This is a genomic window from Paractinoplanes brasiliensis (assembly GCF_004362215.1).
Lineage (GTDB): Bacteria > Actinomycetota > Actinomycetes > Mycobacteriales > Micromonosporaceae > Actinoplanes > Actinoplanes brasiliensis.
The window spans coordinates 1,215,656-1,235,778 of record NZ_SNWR01000002.1 but is presented as its reverse complement, the minus strand read 5'-3'; the positions used below and the strand labels follow the sequence as shown (position 1 = coordinate 1,235,778).

General features: G+C 70.9%; 19 protein-coding genes, 1 pseudogene and 2 riboswitches. Of the genes and pseudogenes, 8 read left to right on the top strand and 12 right to left on the bottom strand.

What is annotated here, in order from left to right; genetic code table 11:
* Nucleotides 1-97 precede the first annotated feature (97 nt).
* From C8E87_RS37735 to C8E87_RS46720, 3 genes are all read left to right on the top strand, one after another.
* Entirely contained in the window at nt 98-1,054 is a 957-nt protein-coding gene (locus C8E87_RS37735) for a helix-turn-helix domain-containing protein (RefSeq protein ID WP_133878155.1), read from the top strand.
* 75 nt (nt 1,055-1,129) lie between these two features.
* Nucleotides 1,130-1,639, top strand: a complete 510-nt coding sequence (locus C8E87_RS37730; RefSeq protein ID WP_239080115.1) for an IS110 family transposase — start codon at nt 1,130-1,132, stop codon at nt 1,637-1,639.
* Nucleotides 1,554-1,997, top strand: coding sequence for a transposase (locus C8E87_RS46720; RefSeq protein ID WP_307870683.1), 444 nt, complete (start codon nt 1,554-1,556; stop codon nt 1,995-1,997). Before C8E87_RS37730 ends, C8E87_RS46720 begins: the two co-directional genes overlap by 86 nt.
* On the opposite strand, the gene chrA is transcribed toward C8E87_RS46720, so the two are convergent.
* The 3 genes from chrA to C8E87_RS37715 are packed head-to-tail and all read right to left on the bottom strand — an operon-like array spanning nt 1,909 to nt 4,009.
* Nucleotides 1,909-3,297 carry a chromate efflux transporter gene (gene chrA, locus C8E87_RS37725; protein ID WP_133878154.1) on the bottom strand — a complete coding sequence of 463 codons (1,389 nt, stop codon included), beginning with the start codon at nt 3,295-3,297 and terminating at the stop codon, nt 1,909-1,911. The two genes, C8E87_RS46720 and chrA, sit on opposite strands and share 89 nt — an antisense overlap.
* Before the next feature lie 11 nt (nt 3,298-3,308).
* Nucleotides 3,309-3,527, bottom strand: coding sequence for a chromate resistance protein ChrB domain-containing protein (locus C8E87_RS37720; RefSeq protein ID WP_239080113.1), 219 nt, complete (start codon nt 3,525-3,527; stop codon nt 3,309-3,311).
* Nucleotides 3,524-4,009 carry a Chromate resistance protein ChrB gene (locus C8E87_RS37715; RefSeq protein WP_239080112.1) on the bottom strand — a complete coding sequence of 162 codons (486 nt, stop codon included), beginning with the start codon at nt 4,007-4,009 and terminating at the stop codon, nt 3,524-3,526. The genes C8E87_RS37720 and C8E87_RS37715 overlap by 4 nt, the downstream gene beginning before the upstream one ends.
* Nucleotides 4,010-4,292: 283 nt before the next feature.
* Here C8E87_RS37715 and C8E87_RS37710 point away from each other — a divergent pair, with 283 nt between their 5' ends.
* A complete protein-coding gene (locus C8E87_RS37710; RefSeq protein ID WP_133878153.1) occupies nt 4,293-4,637 on the top strand; it encodes a YciI family protein in 345 nt (114 codons plus the stop codon).
* Between the two features lie 126 nt (nt 4,638-4,763).
* Here the strand turns inward: C8E87_RS37710 and C8E87_RS37705 are convergent, their stop codons facing one another.
* Nucleotides 4,764-6,545: a carbohydrate-binding module family 20 domain-containing protein gene (locus C8E87_RS37705; protein ID WP_133878152.1), complete on the bottom strand. Its 1,782-nt coding sequence runs from the start codon at nt 6,543-6,545 to the stop codon at nt 4,764-4,766.
* Nucleotides 6,546-7,042: 497 nt separating this feature from the next.
* On the opposite strand from C8E87_RS37705, the gene C8E87_RS37700 reads away from it, so the two are divergent.
* Entirely contained in the window at nt 7,043-7,564 is a 522-nt protein-coding gene (locus tag C8E87_RS37700) for a carboxymuconolactone decarboxylase family protein (protein WP_133878151.1), read from the top strand.
* A 106-nt stretch (nt 7,565-7,670) separates the two neighbouring features.
* Here the strand turns inward: C8E87_RS37700 and C8E87_RS37695 are convergent, their stop codons facing one another.
* The 7 genes from C8E87_RS37695 to C8E87_RS37665 form a co-directional block, all read right to left on the bottom strand.
* Nucleotides 7,671-8,201, bottom strand: a complete 531-nt coding sequence (locus C8E87_RS37695; RefSeq protein WP_133878150.1) for a hypothetical protein — start codon at nt 8,199-8,201, stop codon at nt 7,671-7,673.
* Complete coding sequence (locus tag C8E87_RS37690) at nt 8,198-10,414, bottom strand: galactose oxidase early set domain-containing protein (RefSeq protein WP_133878149.1); 2,217 nt, start codon at nt 10,412-10,414, stop codon at nt 8,198-8,200. The genes C8E87_RS37695 and C8E87_RS37690 overlap by 4 nt, the downstream gene beginning before the upstream one ends.
* Nucleotides 10,411-11,643, bottom strand: a complete 1,233-nt coding sequence (locus C8E87_RS37685; RefSeq protein ID WP_133878148.1) for a glycosyltransferase — start codon at nt 11,641-11,643, stop codon at nt 10,411-10,413. The genes C8E87_RS37690 and C8E87_RS37685 overlap by 4 nt, the downstream gene beginning before the upstream one ends.
* The gene (locus tag C8E87_RS37680; RefSeq protein WP_133878147.1) at nt 11,640-13,163 is read right to left on the bottom strand and encodes an ArnT family glycosyltransferase; all 1,524 of its coding nucleotides are present in this window, start codon (nt 13,161-13,163) and stop codon (nt 11,640-11,642) included. The genes C8E87_RS37685 and C8E87_RS37680 overlap by 4 nt, the downstream gene beginning before the upstream one ends.
* Entirely contained in the window at nt 13,160-14,413 is a 1,254-nt protein-coding gene (locus C8E87_RS37675; RefSeq protein ID WP_166661407.1) for a glycosyltransferase, read from the bottom strand. The genes C8E87_RS37680 and C8E87_RS37675 overlap by 4 nt, the downstream gene beginning before the upstream one ends.
* Nucleotides 14,414-14,759: 346 nt before the next feature.
* On the bottom strand, nt 14,760-15,680 hold the full coding sequence (locus C8E87_RS37670; RefSeq protein ID WP_203720585.1) for a GNAT family N-acetyltransferase: 921 nt from the start codon (nt 15,678-15,680) through the stop codon (nt 14,760-14,762).
* 78 nt (nt 15,681-15,758) lie between these two features.
* A complete protein-coding gene (locus C8E87_RS37665; RefSeq protein ID WP_133878146.1) occupies nt 15,759-15,983 on the bottom strand; it encodes a hypothetical protein in 225 nt (74 codons plus the stop codon).
* Between the two features lie 82 nt (nt 15,984-16,065).
* On the opposite strand from C8E87_RS37665, the pseudogene C8E87_RS37660 reads away from it, so the two are divergent.
* From C8E87_RS37660 to C8E87_RS37650, 3 genes and pseudogenes are all read left to right on the top strand, one after another.
* Nucleotides 16,066-16,706 (top strand): annotated as a pseudogene (locus C8E87_RS37660) (sugar isomerase domain-containing protein); the annotation flags it as partial.
* A gap of 15 nt (nt 16,707-16,721) precedes the next feature.
* The gene (locus C8E87_RS37655; RefSeq protein ID WP_239080111.1) at nt 16,722-17,207 is read left to right on the top strand and encodes a type 2 periplasmic-binding domain-containing protein; all 486 of its coding nucleotides are present in this window, start codon (nt 16,722-16,724) and stop codon (nt 17,205-17,207) included.
* A 98-nt stretch (nt 17,208-17,305) separates the two neighbouring features.
* A riboswitch (glycine riboswitch) is annotated at nt 17,306-17,397 on the top strand.
* Between the two features lie 3 nt (nt 17,398-17,400).
* Nucleotides 17,401-17,483, top strand: a riboswitch (glycine riboswitch).
* 39 nt (nt 17,484-17,522) lie between these two features.
* The gene (locus C8E87_RS37650; RefSeq protein ID WP_133878145.1) at nt 17,523-18,854 is read left to right on the top strand and encodes an L-serine ammonia-lyase; all 1,332 of its coding nucleotides are present in this window, start codon (nt 17,523-17,525) and stop codon (nt 18,852-18,854) included.
* A 4-nt stretch (nt 18,855-18,858) separates the two neighbouring features.
* On the opposite strand, the gene C8E87_RS37645 is transcribed toward C8E87_RS37650, so the two are convergent.
* Entirely contained in the window at nt 18,859-20,082 is a 1,224-nt protein-coding gene (locus tag C8E87_RS37645) for a tetratricopeptide repeat protein (RefSeq protein ID WP_133878144.1), read from the bottom strand.
* Nucleotides 20,083-20,123 lie beyond the last annotated feature (41 nt).

Below are 20,123 nucleotides of genomic sequence, written 5' to 3'. Positions count from 1 at the left end.
GCTCCACACAGGCCATTGTCGGGCCGTGACCGTGACGCGTCCGCAGCGTGGAGCGCACTGCCGTATGCACCTGGCGCACGCGTGACACCCTGAGAGCATGCGCACGGTGTTCGACAGCGCCGCCTTCGCCGCCCCGGACCGTCTGGCGGCCTGGGAGAGCGCGACCTCGGCGTCCCTGATCCCCACCGAGATCGCCAGCCCGGACCCGCTCGCTTTCACGGCCCGGCTCGGCGTGGCGGCGCTCGGCGACGCGCAGGTCACCTCGCTGTCGTACACGTCGCTGTTCTCGCGGCGGAGCCCCCGCGCGATCCGCATCTGCGATCCCGAGTTCTACCAGGTCGGCCTGATCGGCGGCGGGCGGCAGCGCATCGACCAGGACGGCGTCCGCGCGGTCCTGGTCGGCGGCCAGTTCGTGATCTACGACAGCTCCCGCCCGTTCGAGGCGGTAACCGGCGACGGCATCTCGAAGTCGATCGTCCTGCAGTTCCCCAAGCGGCTGCTGCCCGTGGCCCCGGCACAGATCGCCCGGCTCTGCGCGACCCCGCTGCCCGCCACCCACGGCATCGGCCGCCTGCTGGCCCAGTTCCTCGTCACGGTCCGCGACGACCACGACGACTACACCGGCCGCGACGCGAAACGCCTCGGCCACACCGCCGTCGACCTGACCACGGCGATGGTCGCCCACCACCTCGAACGCGACGACCCGCCGCTGCGTTCCCCGTCGCACGTGCTCTACCTGCAGATCATGGCGTACGTGGAAAGGCACCTGGACCGGCCCGGCCTGGCCCCCGGCTCCGTGGCGTCGGCCCACCGGATCTCGCTGCGTTACCTGCACCGCATCTTCCAGCAGCACCACCACACGAGCGTCGCCGCCCACATCCGCACCCGCCGCCTCGAACGGGCGGCCCGCGACCTGCTCGACCCGCGCCTCACCCAGCACACCGTCGCCTCCATCGCCACGCGCTGGGGTTTCGACCGACCCTCCGACTTCAGCCGCGCCTTCCGCCACCACACCGGCTTGTCCCCCCACGAATACCGCCGCGGCCCGCAATAGCCACCGAGGGCGGCGGTCCCTGACCCGCGCCGGAGTCCCCGCACGAAGCAGGCTTCCCGGCACCGGGAAGGGCTGGTGGTTTCCGGTGCCAAGAGTGACCCCGGCGACGCGCACGCTCTGGCGGACATGGTGCGCACCCGGCGTCACCAGCTGCGGCAGGTGGCGGCGGACTCCGATGTCGCCGAGGCGGTCAAGGTCGTCGCCCGGGGGCATCAAACGCTCATCCGGGAACGGACCCGGCACATGCTGCGGCTGCGCACCGCGCTGCGGGAGTACTTCCCGGCCGCGCTGCACGCCTGTCAGCCGTTGACGCTGACCGCCTCGGACACGCTGCAGCTGCTGGCCAAGGCACCGGCTCCGGCCGCCGCGGCCAAGCTGACGATCACGCAGATCAGCGCCGCGCTCAAACGAGCCCGGCGTCGTGACATCCCGGCCAAGGCCGCCGCGATCCAGCAGGCCCTGCGCACCCAACATCTCGGGCAAAGCGACATCGTCGCCGGTGCCTACGCCGCGACCGTCCGCGCCACTGTCGCGGTCGTCATTACGCTCAACGACGAGAATCACCACCCTGCAAGGGCAGGTTGAGGCGCATTTTGGCCAGCACCCGGACGCTGAGGTCCACCTCAGCCGGCCCGGCATCGGCGCGATCGTCGGCGCCCGGGTGCTCGCAGAGTTCGGCGACGCCACCGGACGCCACACCGACGCCAAATCCCGCAAGAACGACGCCGGCACCGCACCGATCACCCGCCGATCCGGCAAGTCGAAGACCGTCCACGCCCGGTTCTCAGCTCCGGGGGTGCCTGACCCGCCGTCGCACCGACGCTCTTCGAGCAATCCCCGCCGGGCGCAGGGACTCAGACGCCGGGCAGGCCCAACAGCCCGGCGGTCAGGCCGAGCAGCGCCGCGATGCCGAGCACCCGCAGCACCGGCCACTTCACCGTGAAGATCAATACGGCGGCGACGACGGCGACGGCCACCGGCGCCCAGCGGACCGTGTCGAGTTCGGGCACCTGCAGATTCAGCGGGCCGGCAGTGACCGAGCGGGTTTCGCGGAACAGGGTGTGCACGGCGAAGTAGAGCCCGAGGTTGGCGATGACACCGACGACGGCGGCGGTGATGCCGGTCAGGGCGGCGGACAGCGCGTGGTTGCCGCGCAACTTCTCGACGTATGGGGCGCCGAGCAGGATGAACAAGAAGCACGGCACGAACGTCACCCAGGTCGTCAGCAGCGACGCGACGACGCCGGCCACCCACGGGTCCAGCGCGCCGGGGTGATGGTAGGCGCCGAGGAAGGCGACGAACTGCACCACCATGATCAGCGGACCTGGCGTGGACTCCGCGAGGGCCAGGCCGCGAACCATGTCGCCGGCCGACAACCAGGCATAGTGCTCCACTGCTCGCTGAGCGACGTAGGCGAGGACCGCGTACGCCCCGCCGAACGTGACGACGGCCGCGCCGGAGAAGAACAAGCCCTGTTGCGTGTAGACGCTGCCGGTCCCGGTCGTGATCGCGACGAGGGCCACGGGCAGGAACCAGGCAGCCAGGCCGATGACGAGGATCTTCACGGCTCGGCGGGTCGAGGGCTGGTCGTGGTGCAGCGCGTCGTCGGAGATCAACGGCTCGGGGCCGTCCGAGCTCTTGCCGCGTCCGCCGCCGCCGGCGATGAGCTGCGGACGCCGGCGGTGCAGGGCCCAGCCGGCGAGCGCGGCCGCGGCAACCACGACGGGGAACGGAACGCCGAACATCGCGAGCGCGAGGAACGCGATGACGGCGAACCCGACGAGGACCCGGTTGTGCAGCGAGCGGCTGCCGACCCGCCAGACGGCCTGCGCGACGATGGCGACGACCGCCGGGGCCAGGCCGGCGAACAGGGCGGTGACGACGGTGGTGTCGCCGAAGCCGACGTAGATTGCCGACAACGCGAGCAACGCGGCCATGCCGGGCAGCACGAACAGGGTGCCGGCAACGAGCCCGCCGCGCAGGCCGTTGAGCAGCCAGCCGACGTAGATGGCCAGCTGTTGCGCCTCGGGGCCGGGCAGCAGCATGCAGTAGTTGAGCGCGTGCAGGAAGCGCTTCTGGCCGATCCAGCGGCGCTCGTCGACCAGGTGCCGTTGCATGACGGCGATCTGCCCGGCCGGGCCGCCGAAGGTCTGCAGCGAGATGGCGAACCAGGCCCGTACCGCGTCGCGGAACGGCACCACGTCGCGCGGTGTCGTGTCCTGTCCGGGGTCGGTGGTCGTCACGGTGGTGCTCCTCAGGCAGGTGGGCGGTTGAGCAGCAGGGCGCGGCGCTGGTGCTCGTACAGGCCGTCGAACATCGGCCCGGTGAGTCTCAGCACCTCGTCGTCGTCGCAGACCATCGACAGGCCACGCAGGATCACGTCGAGGCCGGGCGCCTCCGGAGCGTCGAACCGCTCGTCGTCGATGTCCGCCTCGTGGACGATGTGCACGCCGGCGCGGGTGGCCCACTTCATGCCCGCTCCTGCTCGTTGACGTCCACCGGGTCGGCCAAGGCTTCCACCGCCATCCGCGCAGCCTCACGTTCCTGAGGAGGGAAGAAGTCGCGTCGCCCGATCCGGTGCATTTCCCCGCGTAGCCGGCGCAGGGTGCGGGCGCGGTCCGCTTCGCCCGCGGCGCGCGCTTCGTCGATGACCGACTGGTACTCGGCGGCCCGGGCTGCCTGCATGCCGGTCGCGATCTGCCGTTCCTGGCCACTCGTGGAGGGAGTGGCCAGCCAGACCGTCGCGGAGCCCTCGGCCTCGGCTATCTGTTCGGCGATCCAGTCGAACTGCTCCCGGGTGCGCGCGTCCGCCGGCAGGGCTACCAACCCGTCGCCGAGCCGGGCAACGCCGAGACGCTCGAGCTTGCGCCACACCGCGATGCGAGGGCGCGACGGCTCGCGCGGCATGCGGTAGGCCAGCAACACCCACTTCCCCGCCTGGTCGTCCGACGACACCGGCCCCCCTCTTCAACCCGCCCACGCCACGATGAAAGTAACCAGGGTTACCCAGGACGAAAGCATCGTAACCCTGGTTACATCTACTCGCCGACCGTTGTTCTTTTCACAGTCCCTGCTGCTGCCGTGGGGTAGCCGGCGCGCTGGACGGCCCGGGTTGACGATGGGAGCCGGGCGGGTGGCGGGGCAAAACCGACGGGGCACAGAAAGGCCGTACGGAGTTGTCGGATCGGGTGGGGGCTGTTCGTAGCGTAGGCAGAGACCGACGACCAGAGGAGTGACGATGCCGCAGTACCTCATCTACTTCAACCAGCAGTGGGTTGGTGACCACAGCGAGGAATGGTTCCGCGGGCGGGGGCCGCTCGCCCGGGCTGTTGTCGACGAGATCAAGGCGGCCGGCCAGTACGTCTTCGCCGGGGGTCTGGAGGAGGAGGACGGCCCGGTTTTCAGCGCGGACGCGACGAGTGGTGAGTTGCTGTTCACCGACGGGCCGTACGTCGAGACCAAGGAGTTTCTGGGTGGGCTGACCATCGTGGACGTGCCCGACGAGGAGACGGCCCGGATGTGGGCCGGCAAGATCGCGGAGGGGTGCGGCTGGCCGCAGGAGGTGCGTCGCTTCAAGCCGTGACGCGAAGCCGTGACGCGAAGCGGTCCGTGACGCGAAGCCGTGTCGCGGGTGAGTGGCCGTCCGGGTGTGGGGTCACGACGGTGGGCGGCCGCGCCGGGATCGACGCGGCCGCCCGGGGGACAACCGTCAGGAACGCCAGGTGTCGTTGACTGTCAGGGTGCAGGCGGACCCGGTGTTGATGGTTCGGTTGCCGCCGGACTCCCAGGTCACCGATGATCCGTTCTTCTTGACGTACTTGTATTCCACGGCCGTGTTGGCGGGCAGGTCGACCGTTCCGCGCCAGACCGGGTAGGTCGCCGACGACAGGGCCACCCCGCCGCTGGTGTTCCAGCTGGACAGCTCGGCCCGGTTGCCCAGAACGAAGACGTTCTCGCCCCACACCGTGGTCGTGCTGGAGGCGAACGTCACCGCGACGGTGCCGCAACCGGTCGGGGGCGTGGTGACGCCCCCGGTGGTCCGGGCGTTGATGTGCAGCGCGACCATGCCGTTGGCGGGCACGTTCGCGGTGAACTGGCCCGACGAGTTGACGGTGTACGCCGTACCGGTGCAGGTGTTTCCGCTGATGTCACCGTTGGCCACGTCGCAGTAGGTGCCGGCCGGCAGCGATGTCGAGAACGTACGGTTCAGCGTGCCGCCCCGGTTGAAGACCGCGTACGCGTTGGCCCCGCGCCCGAAAGCGATCTGGTTGCCGCCGTTGGACCACCAGTTGCTCAGGCCTGTGCCGTACGCCGCGTTGTGGAACCCGACCATGTTCGCGGTGGTGCGCCAGCGGTGCTCGCACGCCCAGCCGGACGAGCAGTTCACCGCATTCGTGGTGCCGTTCGACGACGCGGGCGGACCCGCCTCGGGGTTGCTGAACGTGAACGACGACATCACCGCCGGGGTCCCGTACGGGTAAGCAAGCATGAACGCCTCGGAGAGCGCGTAGTTCGTGCCGTCCTTGTAGGTCAGCTTGGCCCGCCCGTTGCGCTGGGTGTCGTGGTTGTCGATGAACGCGACCGCGTCGCCGCTCGCGAGCAGCATCTGCGAGGGCAGGTTCTGCAGGCCGGACAGGTTGCCGTCACGGAACGCGTTGCCGACCACGTCGCCGTAGCGGAACTCGGTGACGTCACCGATCCCGGTGTACTCCGACGGCGACGGCTCGCCCGCGCCGCCCTCGATGGTCTCCTGGAAGATGTACGGGTTGCCGTTCAGCCGGGAGTAGATGTTCTGCAGGTCGGCCACCGGCATGTGCTTGGCCGCGTCGACCCGGAACCCGTCCACGCCGAGCGAGATCAGGTCGTTCAGATAGGCGACAAGCTTTCCCCGTACGTATTCCGCCTCGGTCCTGAGGTCCGACAGGTCGACCAGTTCGCAGTTCTGGATCTCCCAGCGGTCGCCCCAGTTGGCGATGTCGTCGTTGCCGTTGCGGCCGCAGTGGTGGAAGCCGTCGTTGCCGAACGGCACGGCCGGGTACGAGTAGTGGTTGTACGTCGAACCGGCCGACCCGGCGCCGGTCGACGCCCCGCCCGCCATGTGGTTGATCACCGCGTCGACGTAGATCTTCACGCCGGCCGCGTGGCAGGTGCTGACCATGGTCGCGAACGCCGCCCGGTCACCCCGCCGGGTCTGCAGCTGGTAGCTGACCGGCTGGTAGTCCTGCCACCACGGGTAGCCCGCGCCCGGCAGCACCACGTGTTCCTGCGGCGGCGACACCTGCACGCCGCCGAAGCCCTTGGGCCCGAGCACGTTGGTGCACTCCGACGCGATCGACGCCCACGGCCACTCGAAGAGGTGGACGATCACGTCCTTGGCGCCGGGGTTCGCGTCGGCCTTGGCGTCGGCGTGTTCGGGCCGGCCGACGACCAGGACCGCGACCAGGGCGGCCATCAGGCTCACTATCAGCGGCGCGATGCGTTTCATCGTCATTGATGCTGCTCCTTACTTCAGGTACGGGCCGTCGGACCCGACCTTGCCGGGGCGGAACTGCCGGGGACGTACGCGCGGAGGTTGCGCTCAGGGCGCCGGTGGTGACGGTCTTGACGTCACCGTGACGGCATCGGTGTGGACGCCGTGGGGGATGCCGGTGAAGGTGGCGCTGCCCGAGACCGTGACGAGCACGAAGCTGTGTTCGTGCACGGATCGACGGCGGAAACCGTTCCGTTGCTGATGACGACCGTTCCGACGCCGGCGCTGTAGTTGCGTCCGGCGTTGTTGGGTGGGGGCACGGTTCCTCCAACGACCTGGGGGGAGTTCCAACGACAGGTATCGCTGCATGGAAACCGGGGCACCTCCACTACCAGGGGCGGAGCCGGTAGCAAGGACGTAATCCCGCGTTCACATTGGAACGGACGATAGCAAGAGCTTGCAGCGGTTGGAAGTGCTTGCAGACACTTGCGGTCATGAATTTCTGCCACCATGGGCCGATGGCGTACATCGATCTGGGCCTGGACGAGACCCGCAATCCCGGCATCCGGGGATTGCTGCAATACCGGCCCGAGACCGGCAAACCCCTCAGCGAGCTGGCCGAGGTGCTGCTCCGTGGCGAGAGCACCCTGACCCGGGGCGAACGCGAATACCTGGCCGCGTCCGTGTCGCGCCTCAACAACTGCACGTTCTGCGCCGGCTCCCACGGCGCCATGGCGGCGGCCCAGGGCATGCCGGCCGACGCACCCGTCCCCGGTAAGCTACGTGCCCTCCTGGCCATCGCCGAGGCCGTCACCGTCGGCGGGCACGCCGTCACCCCGGCCCTGATCGCGGACGCCCACGATACCGGGGCGACCGACCTCGAGATCCACGACACGGTCCTCATCGCGGCGGCGTTCAGCATGTTCAACCGTTACGTCGACGCGCTCGGCACCCTCGCGCCGTCCGACCCACGCTCGTACGAGATGGGCGCCGCCCACATCGTCGCCGGCGGTTACCTGCTGCCGCCTACCCCGCGGTGACCGGGGCGCCTCGAGGGGAGGGGCCGAGGGACAACGGCTCTTCTTTGACGAACGGCGCGGCGGGGGAGCGCCGGGCATGGCGGCCACCTGTGAGTCACGGGAACGGTCAGTCGCAGGCGGTGCCGTTCTTGTCGGGGTCCAGCTGGTGGCGGTCGGTGCCGTGGACGGTGAGGTGGGTGAAGCCCTGGGCGGCCAGCCAGGCGCACTTGTCGGTGGCGGAGGACGGGAAGGTCCACGGGACGCACTGGGTGCGGGTGCCGTAGCCGCGGTCGCAGCCGTCGACGTTGGCCGGGACCTTGAGCGGCGCGGTCGGGGAGGGCAGGGCCGGCAGCGGCTTCACGCCGGGCTGCGCGGCGAAGGATTGCACGAACGGGGCCGGGGCCGGAGCCGCGGGTGTGGCGGCGGTGGAGGCCGGTGCGGCCGAGGGGATGGCCGTGGTGGCGGCCACGACCACCCCCTCGGGCGGAAGGGCCGCCTCGACCGACGGCGCCGGTGTCGGCACCGGGCGGGTGAGCGGCGGGGCCGCTTTGACAGGGGTGACGGCGGCCGGTGCCGGCCGCAGCAGCAACGCGATCATCACGGCGGCGGAGGCGGCCACGGCGACGGCGGTGAACAGGACCAGGCGGCGGGGGGTCATCCGACCTTCACCCACTTCGCCACCGAGGGGACTCCGTTGGCGCCGACCACGAAGAGCATGTACCAGCCGGGCGGGGCCAGGTTGGGGTTGCTGGTCAGGTTCAGGTCGATCGTGTTGCCGGTGACCGTCATCGGCAGGTCGACGAAGCGCTGGTTGGGGTCGCTGGAGTGGGTCACGGCGGCCGGGCGGATCAGCTCGGCCTTCAGGATCGGGCCGTCGACGGTGATCGTGTTGGAGCTCCCGTACGCCCAGGTGTTGCCGGACATCGAGAGGATCTGCGGCCGGGCGCCCTTGAACAGGTAGGGCGGGGAGTAGACCGACAGGCGCATGTCGAAGCTGCCGTCGCCGGGGTTGTTGCCGACCGCCATCACGCGGCCGTCGGGCAGCAGGAACGCCGACGAGTGGTAGCCGCGCGGCACCGGGTCGGTCGCCATGCCGGCGGTGAACGTGTTGGTCACCGGGTCGAACATCGACGCCTCGTACACCGGGTCGGCCCGGTTGTGCAGGGCGCCACCGGTCTCGAAGACCTTGCCGTCGGGCAGCAGCACCGCCGAGACGTACATCTTGCCCTGGGTGGGGGTCTGCCCGGCGCCGGTGGGCAGCAGCGGGCCGGCCGTGTAGACGGGAGCCGCCTGTTTCAGGTCGATCAGGTCGGTGAGCCGGTTGGCGTCCGGGTTGGTGTCGATGTTGCCGCCGCCGAGGGTGAGCACCCGCTGGTCCTGCGCGGGTGGCAGCAGCACGCTCATCGACTGGTCCCGTTCGTCCTTGTTTTGCAGACCCGGTACTCCGGTGATCGTGTTCGCGTCGTAGTTGTAGATCGACGCGCCGGTGCCGGGCAGGCCGTTGCCGAAGACGTGACTGCCGGTGTAGAAGAGCCGGCCGTCCTGCATCAGGATCATCGACGGGTACAGCCCCCAGAAACTCCAGGTCTGGTTGGCCTCGCCCAGGCCGAGCCAGCGTTGCTCGCTCACGTCGAAGTACTGCGTGGCCACCATGCCCGACGATTCCTCGTTGAGGCCGCCCAGCGAGATGACGTCACCGTTGCCGAGGATCGTGGCCGACGGATACCAGGAGCCCGCGGTCATGTCGTTGACGCGCGTATAGCTGCTGGTGGCCGGGTCGAAGATGAACGAGTCGGGCAGGCCCTTGTAGCCGACCGTCCCGTCGGCCGAGGGATAGTCCTTGTTGCCGCCCATCACCAGCACCCGCCCGTCGGCCAGCTGCACGTGCCCGGCGCAGAACAGGTCGGCCGGGGTCGGCACGTCGACGAACGTCCCCGTCGACGGCTTGTAGACGGCGGTCTTGAAGGTGCCGGCTCCGAAGTCGTCGAGGTTGTTACCCGACCCAGCGACCAGCAGCACGTCCCCGTTGTGCAGGACAACGGCGTGAATTGCCCGTACGGGGGAGTCGAACGGCATCACCTGCCAGGCGCCCTGCGTGCACGCCGCACCGGCCGTGCAAGCGGTCGTGCCGGGGGCGGGCTGGGTGACGTCCTCCATCGTGTAGTCGTCCGTACGCAGGGTGCCCGCCCCGTAGATGGTGACGCCCCAGACGATCTGGTCGGTGCCGGGCGGGACCTGCGGGGTGCGTACGGTCTGCTGCTGGTAGGTCGCGGTCACCGGCATCGTGGCCAGGTCGGTCCAGTAGACCCAGCCCTGCGCGACGTCGTGGCGGAACACCGTCATGACCGTGTTGGGCGTGGTCGTGGTGTACCAGACGCTCAGGTCGTACTGGTGACCCGGCGTGACGTTGGGGGCGCAGGACGGATTCTCGAGCATCATGGCCTTGCGGTCGCCGGGGGCCGTCTGGGCGAGCGTGATCTGCATGGCCTTGGCGCCGGTGTGGGCCTGGTCGGTGACGTCGAACGTGTAGGGGGAGTCGCCCCAGCCGGAGCGTTCCCAGCAGACCGGGAAGCCGTCCGCGCCGATCGCCTCGAGGCCGCCGTTGGCGACGAGGTTGGCCCCGGCGGCTGCCGGTGGGGTGGGGAGAGCCAGCGCGAACAAAAGCGCCAGAACGCCTATGACTCCGAGGTCGCGGCGGTTGCGGCGGCTGAGCCAGGGCCGCGGCGTCCGCGTCAGGGCCGCCGTGCCCGCGGTGGCCGCGCTGGGGGTGGCCGCGCTCAGGGTGGCCGCGCTCGGGGTGGCCGCGTGAGGAGGCGCCGCGCCGGGGGTGGCCGCGTCGGGACCTGTCGCGGGGAGACGGCCGGCGTTCATGGCCGCCGCGCCCGGTAGATGACGCCGTCGAGGATCAGGAAGCGGAGCACGAACGAGACCAGCAGCGTGATCAGGTTGGCGATCAGCACACCGACGTGCAGCCCCGAGACCAGCAGCGCCAGCAACGGCACCCGCAGCAGCAGATCAGCGTTGCCCAGCAGGAAGAACCGGCTGATCCGCCCGGCGAAGCTGCGATGCTGCCGCCGGTTGCGATAGAGCAGGGCGTCGGTCAGCGCGAAGTTCCACCCGACCGCGATCAGGTTGGCCACGATCGCCGCCGGCACGTAGTGCACGCCGAACACCGCGTGCAGCAGCCACAGGGCGGCCTGGTTGGGCAGCAGCCCCGAGACGCCGATCATCGCGAACACCAGCATCCGCGCCCGCTTGGCCCCGAACCGCAGGATCGCCAGGTGTTTTCCGAACCGCAGGCCCTCGGCCAGGCTTGACTTGGACTCGCCGGCGTGGCGCGGCTGGAACGCGTACGGGACCTCGACGATACGGCCGGGCCGGTTCCGGACGATCAGCTCGAGCAGGATCTTGTAGCCCAGCGGCCGCAGTTCCCCGGTCTCCAGCGAACTGGCCCGGATCGCGAACAGCCCGCTCATCGGGTCGCTGACCTGCAACAGGTTGGTCCGGAAGATCACCTTGGTGACCAGGGTGGAGCCGCCCGAGACGAGCCGCCGGTATCCGCCGTCGAGCCCGGCCCGGCTGCCCCCGCCCGCGTAGCGGCTGCCCACCACCAGGTCGGCCCCGTCCCGCCGCCCGGCCGCCACCAGCGCGGGGACGACCTCGGGCGGGTGCTGCAGGTCGGCGTCCATGACCACGATCCACTCGCCGCGGGCCGCGCGGAGCCCCTCGACGACAGCGCCGCCGAGCCCGCCGGTCGCGTGTTCGCGGTGCAGCACGGTGACCGGGATGGGGTAGCCGTCGGCGGCGGCGCGGATGACGTCGGGGGTGTCGTCCGTGCTGTCGTCCACGAAGACGATCTCGGTGTCGTTCGCGGGCAGGGCCGACGCGAGCCGTTCGAGCAGGGTGCCGATGTTGTCGCGCTCGTTGTAGGTGGGCACGACCACCGTCTGCTTGAGGGCCGTGCCGACGGGCAGCTCACCGATGGTGCCGCGGAGGGTGGCCCGCACCGGCGCCGGAGCCTCGGAGACAGCCGGGTCCTGGGCGGCGACCGCTGGGACCGAGGCCGGGGAGGTCGCGGAAGTGTCGGTTGTGACGGTCATGAGGGCTCCTTGACGACCTTGCGGATCTCGATGACACCGTCGCCCGAGCCGAACGACTCGATCACGGCGCTGTTTCTGAGCAGGGTGGTGACGGTCGGCAGGGTGCCCGGGTCCTGGCGCAGGGCGGGCGACGAGACCACGTAGTCGACGTCGCGCCAGCCGCCGGGCAGCCGGGCCGCGACCTCGGCGTCGAGGTCGAGCTTGTAGAACCAGATCACCCTGTCCTCGGGGTATCCGGCGTTGACACAGTCGAGCCACAGCACGTCGTCGACGACCACCGTGGAGGGCGGCTGCGCGCGCAGATAACGGGCGGTTTCCACGTACGCGGCGTTGTCGTCGGCCGTCAGGGCACGGCGATCGCCGACGTACCAGCGGGGCGCCACGACGAACGCGGCGAGCAGCACCGCGAGGCCGATGGCGACCGGCTTCACAAGCCCCCGCGTCCGGCTCAGCGCCCAGGCGAGGACCCCGGCGATCGCGAGCGCGAAGAACGGCAGCACCTGCACGACGTACATGGCCGGGAGGTAGCCGCCGGGACGCAACGCCACCAGGATCAGGATCGCGCCGGCCACCGTGACCGGGCGCAACCGCCGCAGGGCGAGACCGGCGACCGTGGCCACCGATCCCGCGATCAGCAGCACGCTGTCGTAGTAGAGCCACGAGTGCAGCAGCGCGTTGGCGCCCGACCCGGCCTCGAAGATGCTGCCCGACCCGGAACGGGAGCCGAGCTGGAACTGGACCGCGCCCAGCAGCGAGACGTGCCCCTCGCCGGGGAACAGTTCGCCGCGCAGCAACGCGTACAGGGGGTAGAAGCAGCCGACGAGCACCAGGCCGCTCGCGAAGGCGCCGTACGCCCACGGGCGGGTGCTGCTGCGGGCCGTGTTCTGCCAGAGCGCGACCAGCACGGCGGGCAGGATGACCAGGATCGTCTCCTTGGACAGCACCCCGACCGCGGCGGCGGCCCCGGCGGCGGCGAAGTGCCACAGGTGCTTGCTGGGCGACAGGGCGAGCGCCAGCGCGGCCAGGATCCAGACGACCGCGAAACTGTCCAGGTAGATCTGCCGGCCCATGGTGAGGAACAGCGGGGAGAGCCCGTACGTGAGCAGGCCCAGCGCGGCGGCCCAGCGCGGGAACCCGACGCGCCGGCCGATCACGTAGACCAGCAGCAGACCGGCCGCCTGCAGGGGCAGCATGGCTATCCGGCCCGCTGCCACGGCGAGCAGGCCCGGCGCGATCAGGCCGGGCAGCCACGAGCCGGCGGCCAGCTGGATCCAGGCCAGCGGCGGATGGTCGTACCAGTACGTGTAGTGGGCCAGGCCTTTGCCGTGCTGCACAGCCCACGCCTGCGCGAGGTAGGTGCCCTCGTCGTCGCTGGCGGTCGGGAAGCCGGTGATGTTCCACGCCAGCAGGGCCAGCACCACCGTCGTGAGACCGACCGAGAGGTAGAAGTCGGTGCGGTCCTTGGGTTTCGCCTCGACCGGGGCGGGCGAGGCCGGTTTGACGAGTTCGAGGACGGTCACGCCGGGGCCCCCTCGAGGTGCGCGCCGACATGCGTGGTCAGTTCCCAGTTGCGGCGGCCGGTGTACTCGCGCCACACCGCGCGCAACGCCGCCGTCGACAGGACCAACGCGTACGGGAAGGCCCCGAGAACCAGCGCGAGGTAGTGATGCCAGCGGATGCGCAGGTCGTACTCGCGGCCGAAGTCGTGCAGCCCGACGATCTGGAACATCAGCGTGGCCGCCATCGGCAGCACCGGCAGGAACGTGAACAGCGCGACCAGCACGGGCAGCTGCGCCAGGATCGCGACGGCGACGCCGACCGGGATGACCACACCCGAGAACGCTTGCAGGAACGGGCTGGTCAGGGTGTACCGCGCGAGCATCCGCGACCGCCAGCTGGGCAGCCGGCGCCACTCGCCCTTGCGCAGCACCTGCAGGAAGCCCTGGTGCCAGCGGGTGCGCTGCTTGAGCAGGGCGGCCACCGAGTGCGGCGTCTCCTCGCGGGTGACGATGGTCGAGTCGTACGCGACCACGACCTTCTTGCCCCGGCTGGAGAGCCGTACGCCCAGGTCGCAGTCCTCGGCCAGGCACGTCCCGTCCCAGCCGTTCGCCTCGCGCAGCACGTCGGAGCGGACGAACACGGTGTTGCCGCCGAGCGGGATGAACCCCTTCTTGGCGTGCAGGTGCAGCCGGCTGCGGAACCAGAAGAAGTACTCCAGGCAGTTGTGCAGGCTGTACCAGCTGGAATGGAAGTTGATCAGCTGGACGCCGCCCTGCACCACGTCGGCGCCGGTGGCCCGGAAGGCGTGGTCGACGTGTTCGAGCAGCAACGGGTGCACCTGGTCCTCGGCGTCGAAGACTCCGACCACGTCACCCCGTACGTAGGGCAGGGCCGTGTTGAGGGCACGGGGCTTGTTCTTCTGCTCGTTGTGATCGATCACGACCAGGATCCGCCCCGGTGCGGTGGCCGCCACCCGGTGCGCGACCTCGGTCGTGCCGGGGTCGTCGTGCCCGACGATGATGATGATCTCGAAGGCCTCGTGGGTGGAGCGCAGGAGCCGCTGGACGGTGTGCTCGAGGACGGATTTCTCGTGGCGGGCCGGCAGCAGCAGCGAGAAGCTCAGGTGCTGTTCCCCGTCGGGCGGGGCGAACCGCGTGCCGGCCAGGGTCTCCGGCGTGCGCCAGGCATGCATGGTCCACCACAGCGTCACCGCGGCGAACGCCGCGAGCACCAGGGACACGACAATCATGATTACGGCAGCCAATGTCATGGCCTCTTCCCGAGTCTTTCTCCGCAGGTCCCGGTTTCGCCGGACAGAAAGACCCTAACGGGGTTCACCTCGTGCGTATCAAGTGGACTGTCGCGGGTTTTACAGCGCGCCGGAAAGCGTTATCGGATCAGAAATGAGGCCGCAACACGAAGTCCGTCCCGTCCGGTTTTGCCGGGCCGTTCGGATGCCGGGATCCCGTATCGCACAGGGGATCCCGGCGCAACGGTCCGGCTCGATGAACCATTGATTCCGGCGTGTTAACGACCGGCGACGGAACCGCTCCACAATAGATCACCATTTCTCCGGCCGATTGCCCGATCGGGAAATGAAGTAATCCGGATCACTGTCAGCACGCGACCAATCGGAGCGCGAATCGCCGATAACCTTGCCGTTCGAAGGTCGCCACCATTGGCGTGTTCGTGCTGTCGGTGTCGGCCCGGATCACCGTCGCGCCCTCGGCGGCCAGCATCCAGGTGATCTCGGCCAGCAGGTCGGCCGCATACCCGTGGCCGCGCTGCTCGGGCACCACCCCGACGTAGCCGACGACCGGGCCGCCGGCGTTGGCCGAGGGCAGCGCGGCCCCGACGAGGTTCCGTTCGCTGTCGTGGGCGAGGCGCCACCACTCCCGCGGGCCGGGCATCATCTTGTAGTCCTCGAGGTCGGCCAGCGCCTGGGCCCGCGCACCCTGCCGGGCCACGCCCGCACGCATCGCCACGTCGAGGCTGCCGGCCGAGATCCGCTCGAAGGCGTCGGCGAACTCCTCGTCCGTGGCCGGGGCGAAGGCGAGCCGGGTCGAGCGCTCCGGCAGCGGCGACGCGCTCGTCCACTCGTACCGGAAACGCTCGTTGAGGTTTTTCAGGCCCGCCTCGGCGGCGGCGCGCAGGCGCAGATCGATCCCGGGGTCGTCGCGGGAGTCCGGGGTCGTGAAGATGTGGTACTCCACGGGGGGCGGCACTTGCCGGATGAGCCCGGCCCACAACGGCACCGGATCGGCGACGGCCGGCGCGGCCCACAGCGCGTCGAGGGCAAGCGGCCGGTCACCGGCGGGAAAACCCCACCAGACGGCCAGCCCGGCCAGGGCGTCGCCGTCGAAGGCGAGCCAGGTCCACTCGGGGCGGTAACTGCGAGCGGCCAGATGCTCGCGGAACCGCGCCTCGGTGGTGGTGTTGACGGACGGTTCGGACAGGCAGGTCAGGATCAGGTCGAGATCGGACTCGGCCATGGTGCGGAACAACAACGAAGCCTCCCAGTGGGCACCGATGAGCATGACGAGAACATGGGAACCCTCCTTTCCTGCTCGAGTTGTCGTCGATCCTGGCGTGCCGGCGATCCGGGCGCACGCGAATTAGCGGGCGAGCAGCGCGGCGTGCAGGCCGGCGGGGGAGAGCGGCGTCAAATCGCGGGCGGCCAGCCAGGCGGCTCCGGCGGCCGGGTCGCCACCGGTGACAGCGTCGACGCCGCGCCCACGCAGGACGGCGCGGACCTCGTCGCGTACGGGGGTGCCGGCCGTCAGGAGGCCGCCCGCGAGATGGCGTTCCGGTTCGAGCGCATCCGGGTCCCCGTCTGGCACCGCACCGACTCGCACACCGCGCTCACCAACGCCGCCCTGACGCTGCCGGGGGACGTGGCCATCGGGCTCAGCCACTCCGGGCGTACGCAACGGGGGAGTGATCCAGGCCTTCGGCTGCGGGCACTCGGAGGCCCTGGCCATGGAGATCGCCGGTCGCGCGGGGGACTGGTGCCGACCAACCGGATCGCCCTGCGCGACATCGTCCTGTACGGCGGTTCGCCCCTGTCGGAACTGGCCGACCCCGGGGTGGAGCGCCGGACCGACATCGCGCACCGGCTCTACGAGCTGGCCCCGATCAAACCCGACGACGCGTTCGTCATCGCCTCCAACTCCGGCATCAACGGCGCCGTCGTCGAGATGGCGCTGCTGGTCAAGGAACGGGGGCACAAACTGATCGCGATCACCTCGGCCGAGCACTCGGCGGGGGTCGAGTCGCGGCACCCCGGCGGGCGCAAGCTCGGCGAGATCGCCGACGTGGTGCTCGACAACGGCGCCCCGTACGGCGACGCCACAATTCCACTGCCCGGCGGGGGAGCGGTCGGCGCGGTCTCGTCGATCACCGCGGCGCTGCCGGCCCAGCAGATCGTCGCCGAGGTCGTGGAGCGCCTGCTCGCGGCGGGGATCACCCCGCCCGTCCACCTGTCGGACAACGTGCCCGGCGGCAAGGACCACAACGCAGAGATCGAGGCGCGGTACGCCGGGCGCATCCGGCGCACCGCATAGGAAGAGAGCACTGTGATGAACCCTGATTCCCCGCTCAGACCTTGTCCCACCAGGCGAACACTGCTGCGTACGGCCGTCACCGCGGCGGTCACCGTGCCTTTTGCCGCCGGGTGTGTGACCTCCGGCGACTCCTCCCCGGACCAGCCGGCCGAGGGCGCCGAGAAGACGGCGGAGAACCCGCTCGGCGTGAAGGCCGACGCTCCCCTCGAGGTGGTCGTCTTCAAGGGCGGCTACGGCGACGACTACGCGATCAAGGCCGAGTCGGCCTACACGGCGAAGTACCCGCGGGCCACCGTCGACCACAAGGGGTTGCAGAAGGTCGGCGAGGCCATGCAACCCCGCTTCGTCGGCGGCAACCCGCCCGACGTCGTCGACAACACCGGCGCCGGCCGGCTCGACATCGGCACCCTGGTCAGCGCGGGGCCGACGCGGGCAGTCCGTTCCTGCCGCGCGGCCCCGGCGCTCGCCCGGCCCCTCCAGCGGCACGCCTGGGATCGGTGAGCGGGTAACCTGGGGAGGCGGGCGTTCGAGGCCCGTCCCGTTGGTCTTGACCCGTCGACAGCGGATCGCTACCTTGCGGGCCACAACTGCACACCGCTTTGGCCCCGGCGGGAGAGTTCCCCGCGCCGGGGGCGCCGAAGGAGCAACTTCTCCCTCAGAATCTCTCAGGCACCCGTACCGTCGTGGCCGGCGACTCTGGAAAGCCGGGAAACCCCGCGCCCAAGGTGCAAATCAGCCGCCCGCCGGCCGATGAAGCTCTCAGGCCCCATGACAGAGCGAGGGAGGCCTACCCGCCGTCTCGTCAGGGAGCCTCCCATGGCCGTGTCCGTCTTCGACCTGTTCTCCGTCGGTATCGGGCCGTCCAGCTCGCACACCGTCGGACCGATGCGGGCCGCCCGCATGTTCGCGAGCCTGCTCGATGCGGCGCCCGGGGTGACCCTCGTACGGGCCGAGCTGTTCGGCTCGCTCGGCGCCACCGGTCATGGGCACGGCACCCCCAAGGCCGTTCTTCTCGGGCTCGAGGGCGCCGAACCGGAAACCGTCGACGTCTCCACCGCCGACTCGCGGGCCGCGGCCATCCACGCCCGGGGCGGTTTCGACCACGGCGACCGTGTCATCGGCGTCGATCTGGTGCTGCACCGCCGTCGCACGCTGCCCGGGCATCCCAACGGCATGACCTTTTCCGCGTACGCCGGTGACGGTTCGACGGTGCTGAGCAAGACCTACTACTCGGTGGGCGGCGGGTTCGTGCTGGACGAGACCGGCCTGGTGCGCGCCGGCGCCACGCCGTTGCGGCACCCGTTCGCCAGCGGGGCCGAACTGCTCCGGCTGACCTCGTCGACGGGGCTGTCGATCTCGCGGCTCATGCTCGAGAACGAGACCGCTTGGCGTTCCACGGCCGGGACGCGTACGGGCCTCTTGGAGATCTGGCGGGTCATGCGCGAATGTGTGACGGCCGGGCTCGAAGCCGAGGGCGTGCTGCCCGGTGGCCTGAGGGTGCGGCGGCGGGCGGCGGCGACGGCCCGGCAGCTGCGCGTGGCGGGGCGCCCGGCCGAGCACGCGATGGAGTGGCTGACCGCGTACGCGATGGCCGTGAACGAGGAGAACGCGGCAGGCGGCCGGGTCGTCACCGCGCCCACCAACGGCGCGGCCGGCATCATCCCGGCGGTTCTGCACTACTACGTGAACTTCGTCCCGGGCGCCGACGACGAGGGGGTGGTCCGGTTCCTGCTCACCGCGGGCGCGATCGGGCTGCTCTTCAAGGAGAACGCGTCGATCTCGGGCGCCGAGGTGGGTTGTCAGGGCGAGGTGGGCAGCGCGTGCGCGATGGCGGCGGCGGGGCTGGCCGAGGTGCTGGGCGGCACCCCCGAGCAGGTGGAGAACGCGGCCGAGATCGGCATGGAGCACAACTTGGGGCTGACCTGCGACCCGGTCGGCGGGCTGGTGCAGATCCCGTGCATCGAGCGCAACGGCATGGCCGCGGTCAAGGCGGTCACGGCGGCCCGGATGGCGCTGCGTGGGGACGGCCGCCATCACGTCTCCCTCGACAAGGTCATCAAGACCATGAAGGAGACGGGGGCCGACATGAAGGTCAAGTACAAGGAGACGGCGCGCGGCGGGCTGGCCGTCAACGTGATCGAGTGCTGACCGGTCAGGGCTGTCTGCGGCGGCGGTGAGCGGCCTTCCCCCGCGAGCCGTCAGCCCGGGGCGCCCCGCCCATGCGGAGCAGAACGCCCCGGCGGGTCTCGGCGGCCACCCGGGTCTGCGGATGGGTGGCGCCCAGCGTGCCGGCCAGGCGGGTGATCGTTTCGTCGAGCAGTTTGCGGGCCGGCAGCAGGGCGCCCGCGGCCACCAGGGAACGGGCCAGCTCGTGGGCGCAGCGCAGCGTGTCGGGGTGGTCGGGGCCGAGGGTTTCGCGCCAGCCGGTGTGCAGTTCGGTGGCGATCGTGCGGGCCGGGCGGGCCTTGCCCCGGTGCAGCAGGCTCACCACCAGGCTGCAAGCGGCGGCCCGGAGCACGGGGTCGGGGCTGTGCGCGGCGTCCGACGCGATCAGATGCGGCGCCAGCACGGCCCAGCGCGGCCACGATGAGGGCTCGGCCACCTGGTCGGGCACGGCGGCGGCGACCAGCGACCCGGCGTAGGCCCGGCACACGGCCGTGGCCGCCTCGCCCAGGTCGGCGCGAACGGCTTCCCGCACCGGCTCGGGCACCCGCAGCCCCTGGCTGCCGCGATGTGCCAGGCCGAGCCCGACGAGGGCCGCCACCAGGCCGTTGAACTGCATCGGCGCGACCCCGCCGAGCGGTCGCGGCAGGATCGGCAGCGACCGCGTGAAGACGTCGACCGGCACCGGCGCGGGATGCAGCACCGCGCACAGACACAGCAGTTGCGCCGCCGCCGGGCTCCTCTCGCCCAGCGCCTCGAGTGCGCCGGTGATGTCGGCGGGTCCCTCCGCCGGGTCGCGCTGTCTCGGCAGCGCGGGCGCGTCGGCCCGTGCGACCTGCGCGGAGGAGCCGGCGGGGTGTGACTCGGGTGGCGATGAGGCGGACGGCGGCGTGCCCGGCGGCTCCTCGCCGGTCGTGTCGGCCGTGGGCGGGTCATCGAATGCCGGCGGAGCGGGGGCAGTCCCGTTGCCGAGGGAATGCGGAACGCGGGTGGCCGGGTCGTCGACGGCCGGCGGAGTGGCTGCAGGCGGGTGGTCGGCCGCGGGCGCTGTGGGGTCCGGCGGATCGGCCGCGGCCGGTGGGTCGGTGGCGGGACGGGGCGAGGGCACGGAGGGGAGCCGTACGGCGGGACCTGGCTCGGTGACCGGGACGGGGTCGGGCGCGCCCATGGCGGCAACCTCCTCGGCGGCGGGATGCGCGTACGCGTACGACATGGGTTATAGCCGCCGCGTCGAAGGGGCCCGGCCGCGCGGGC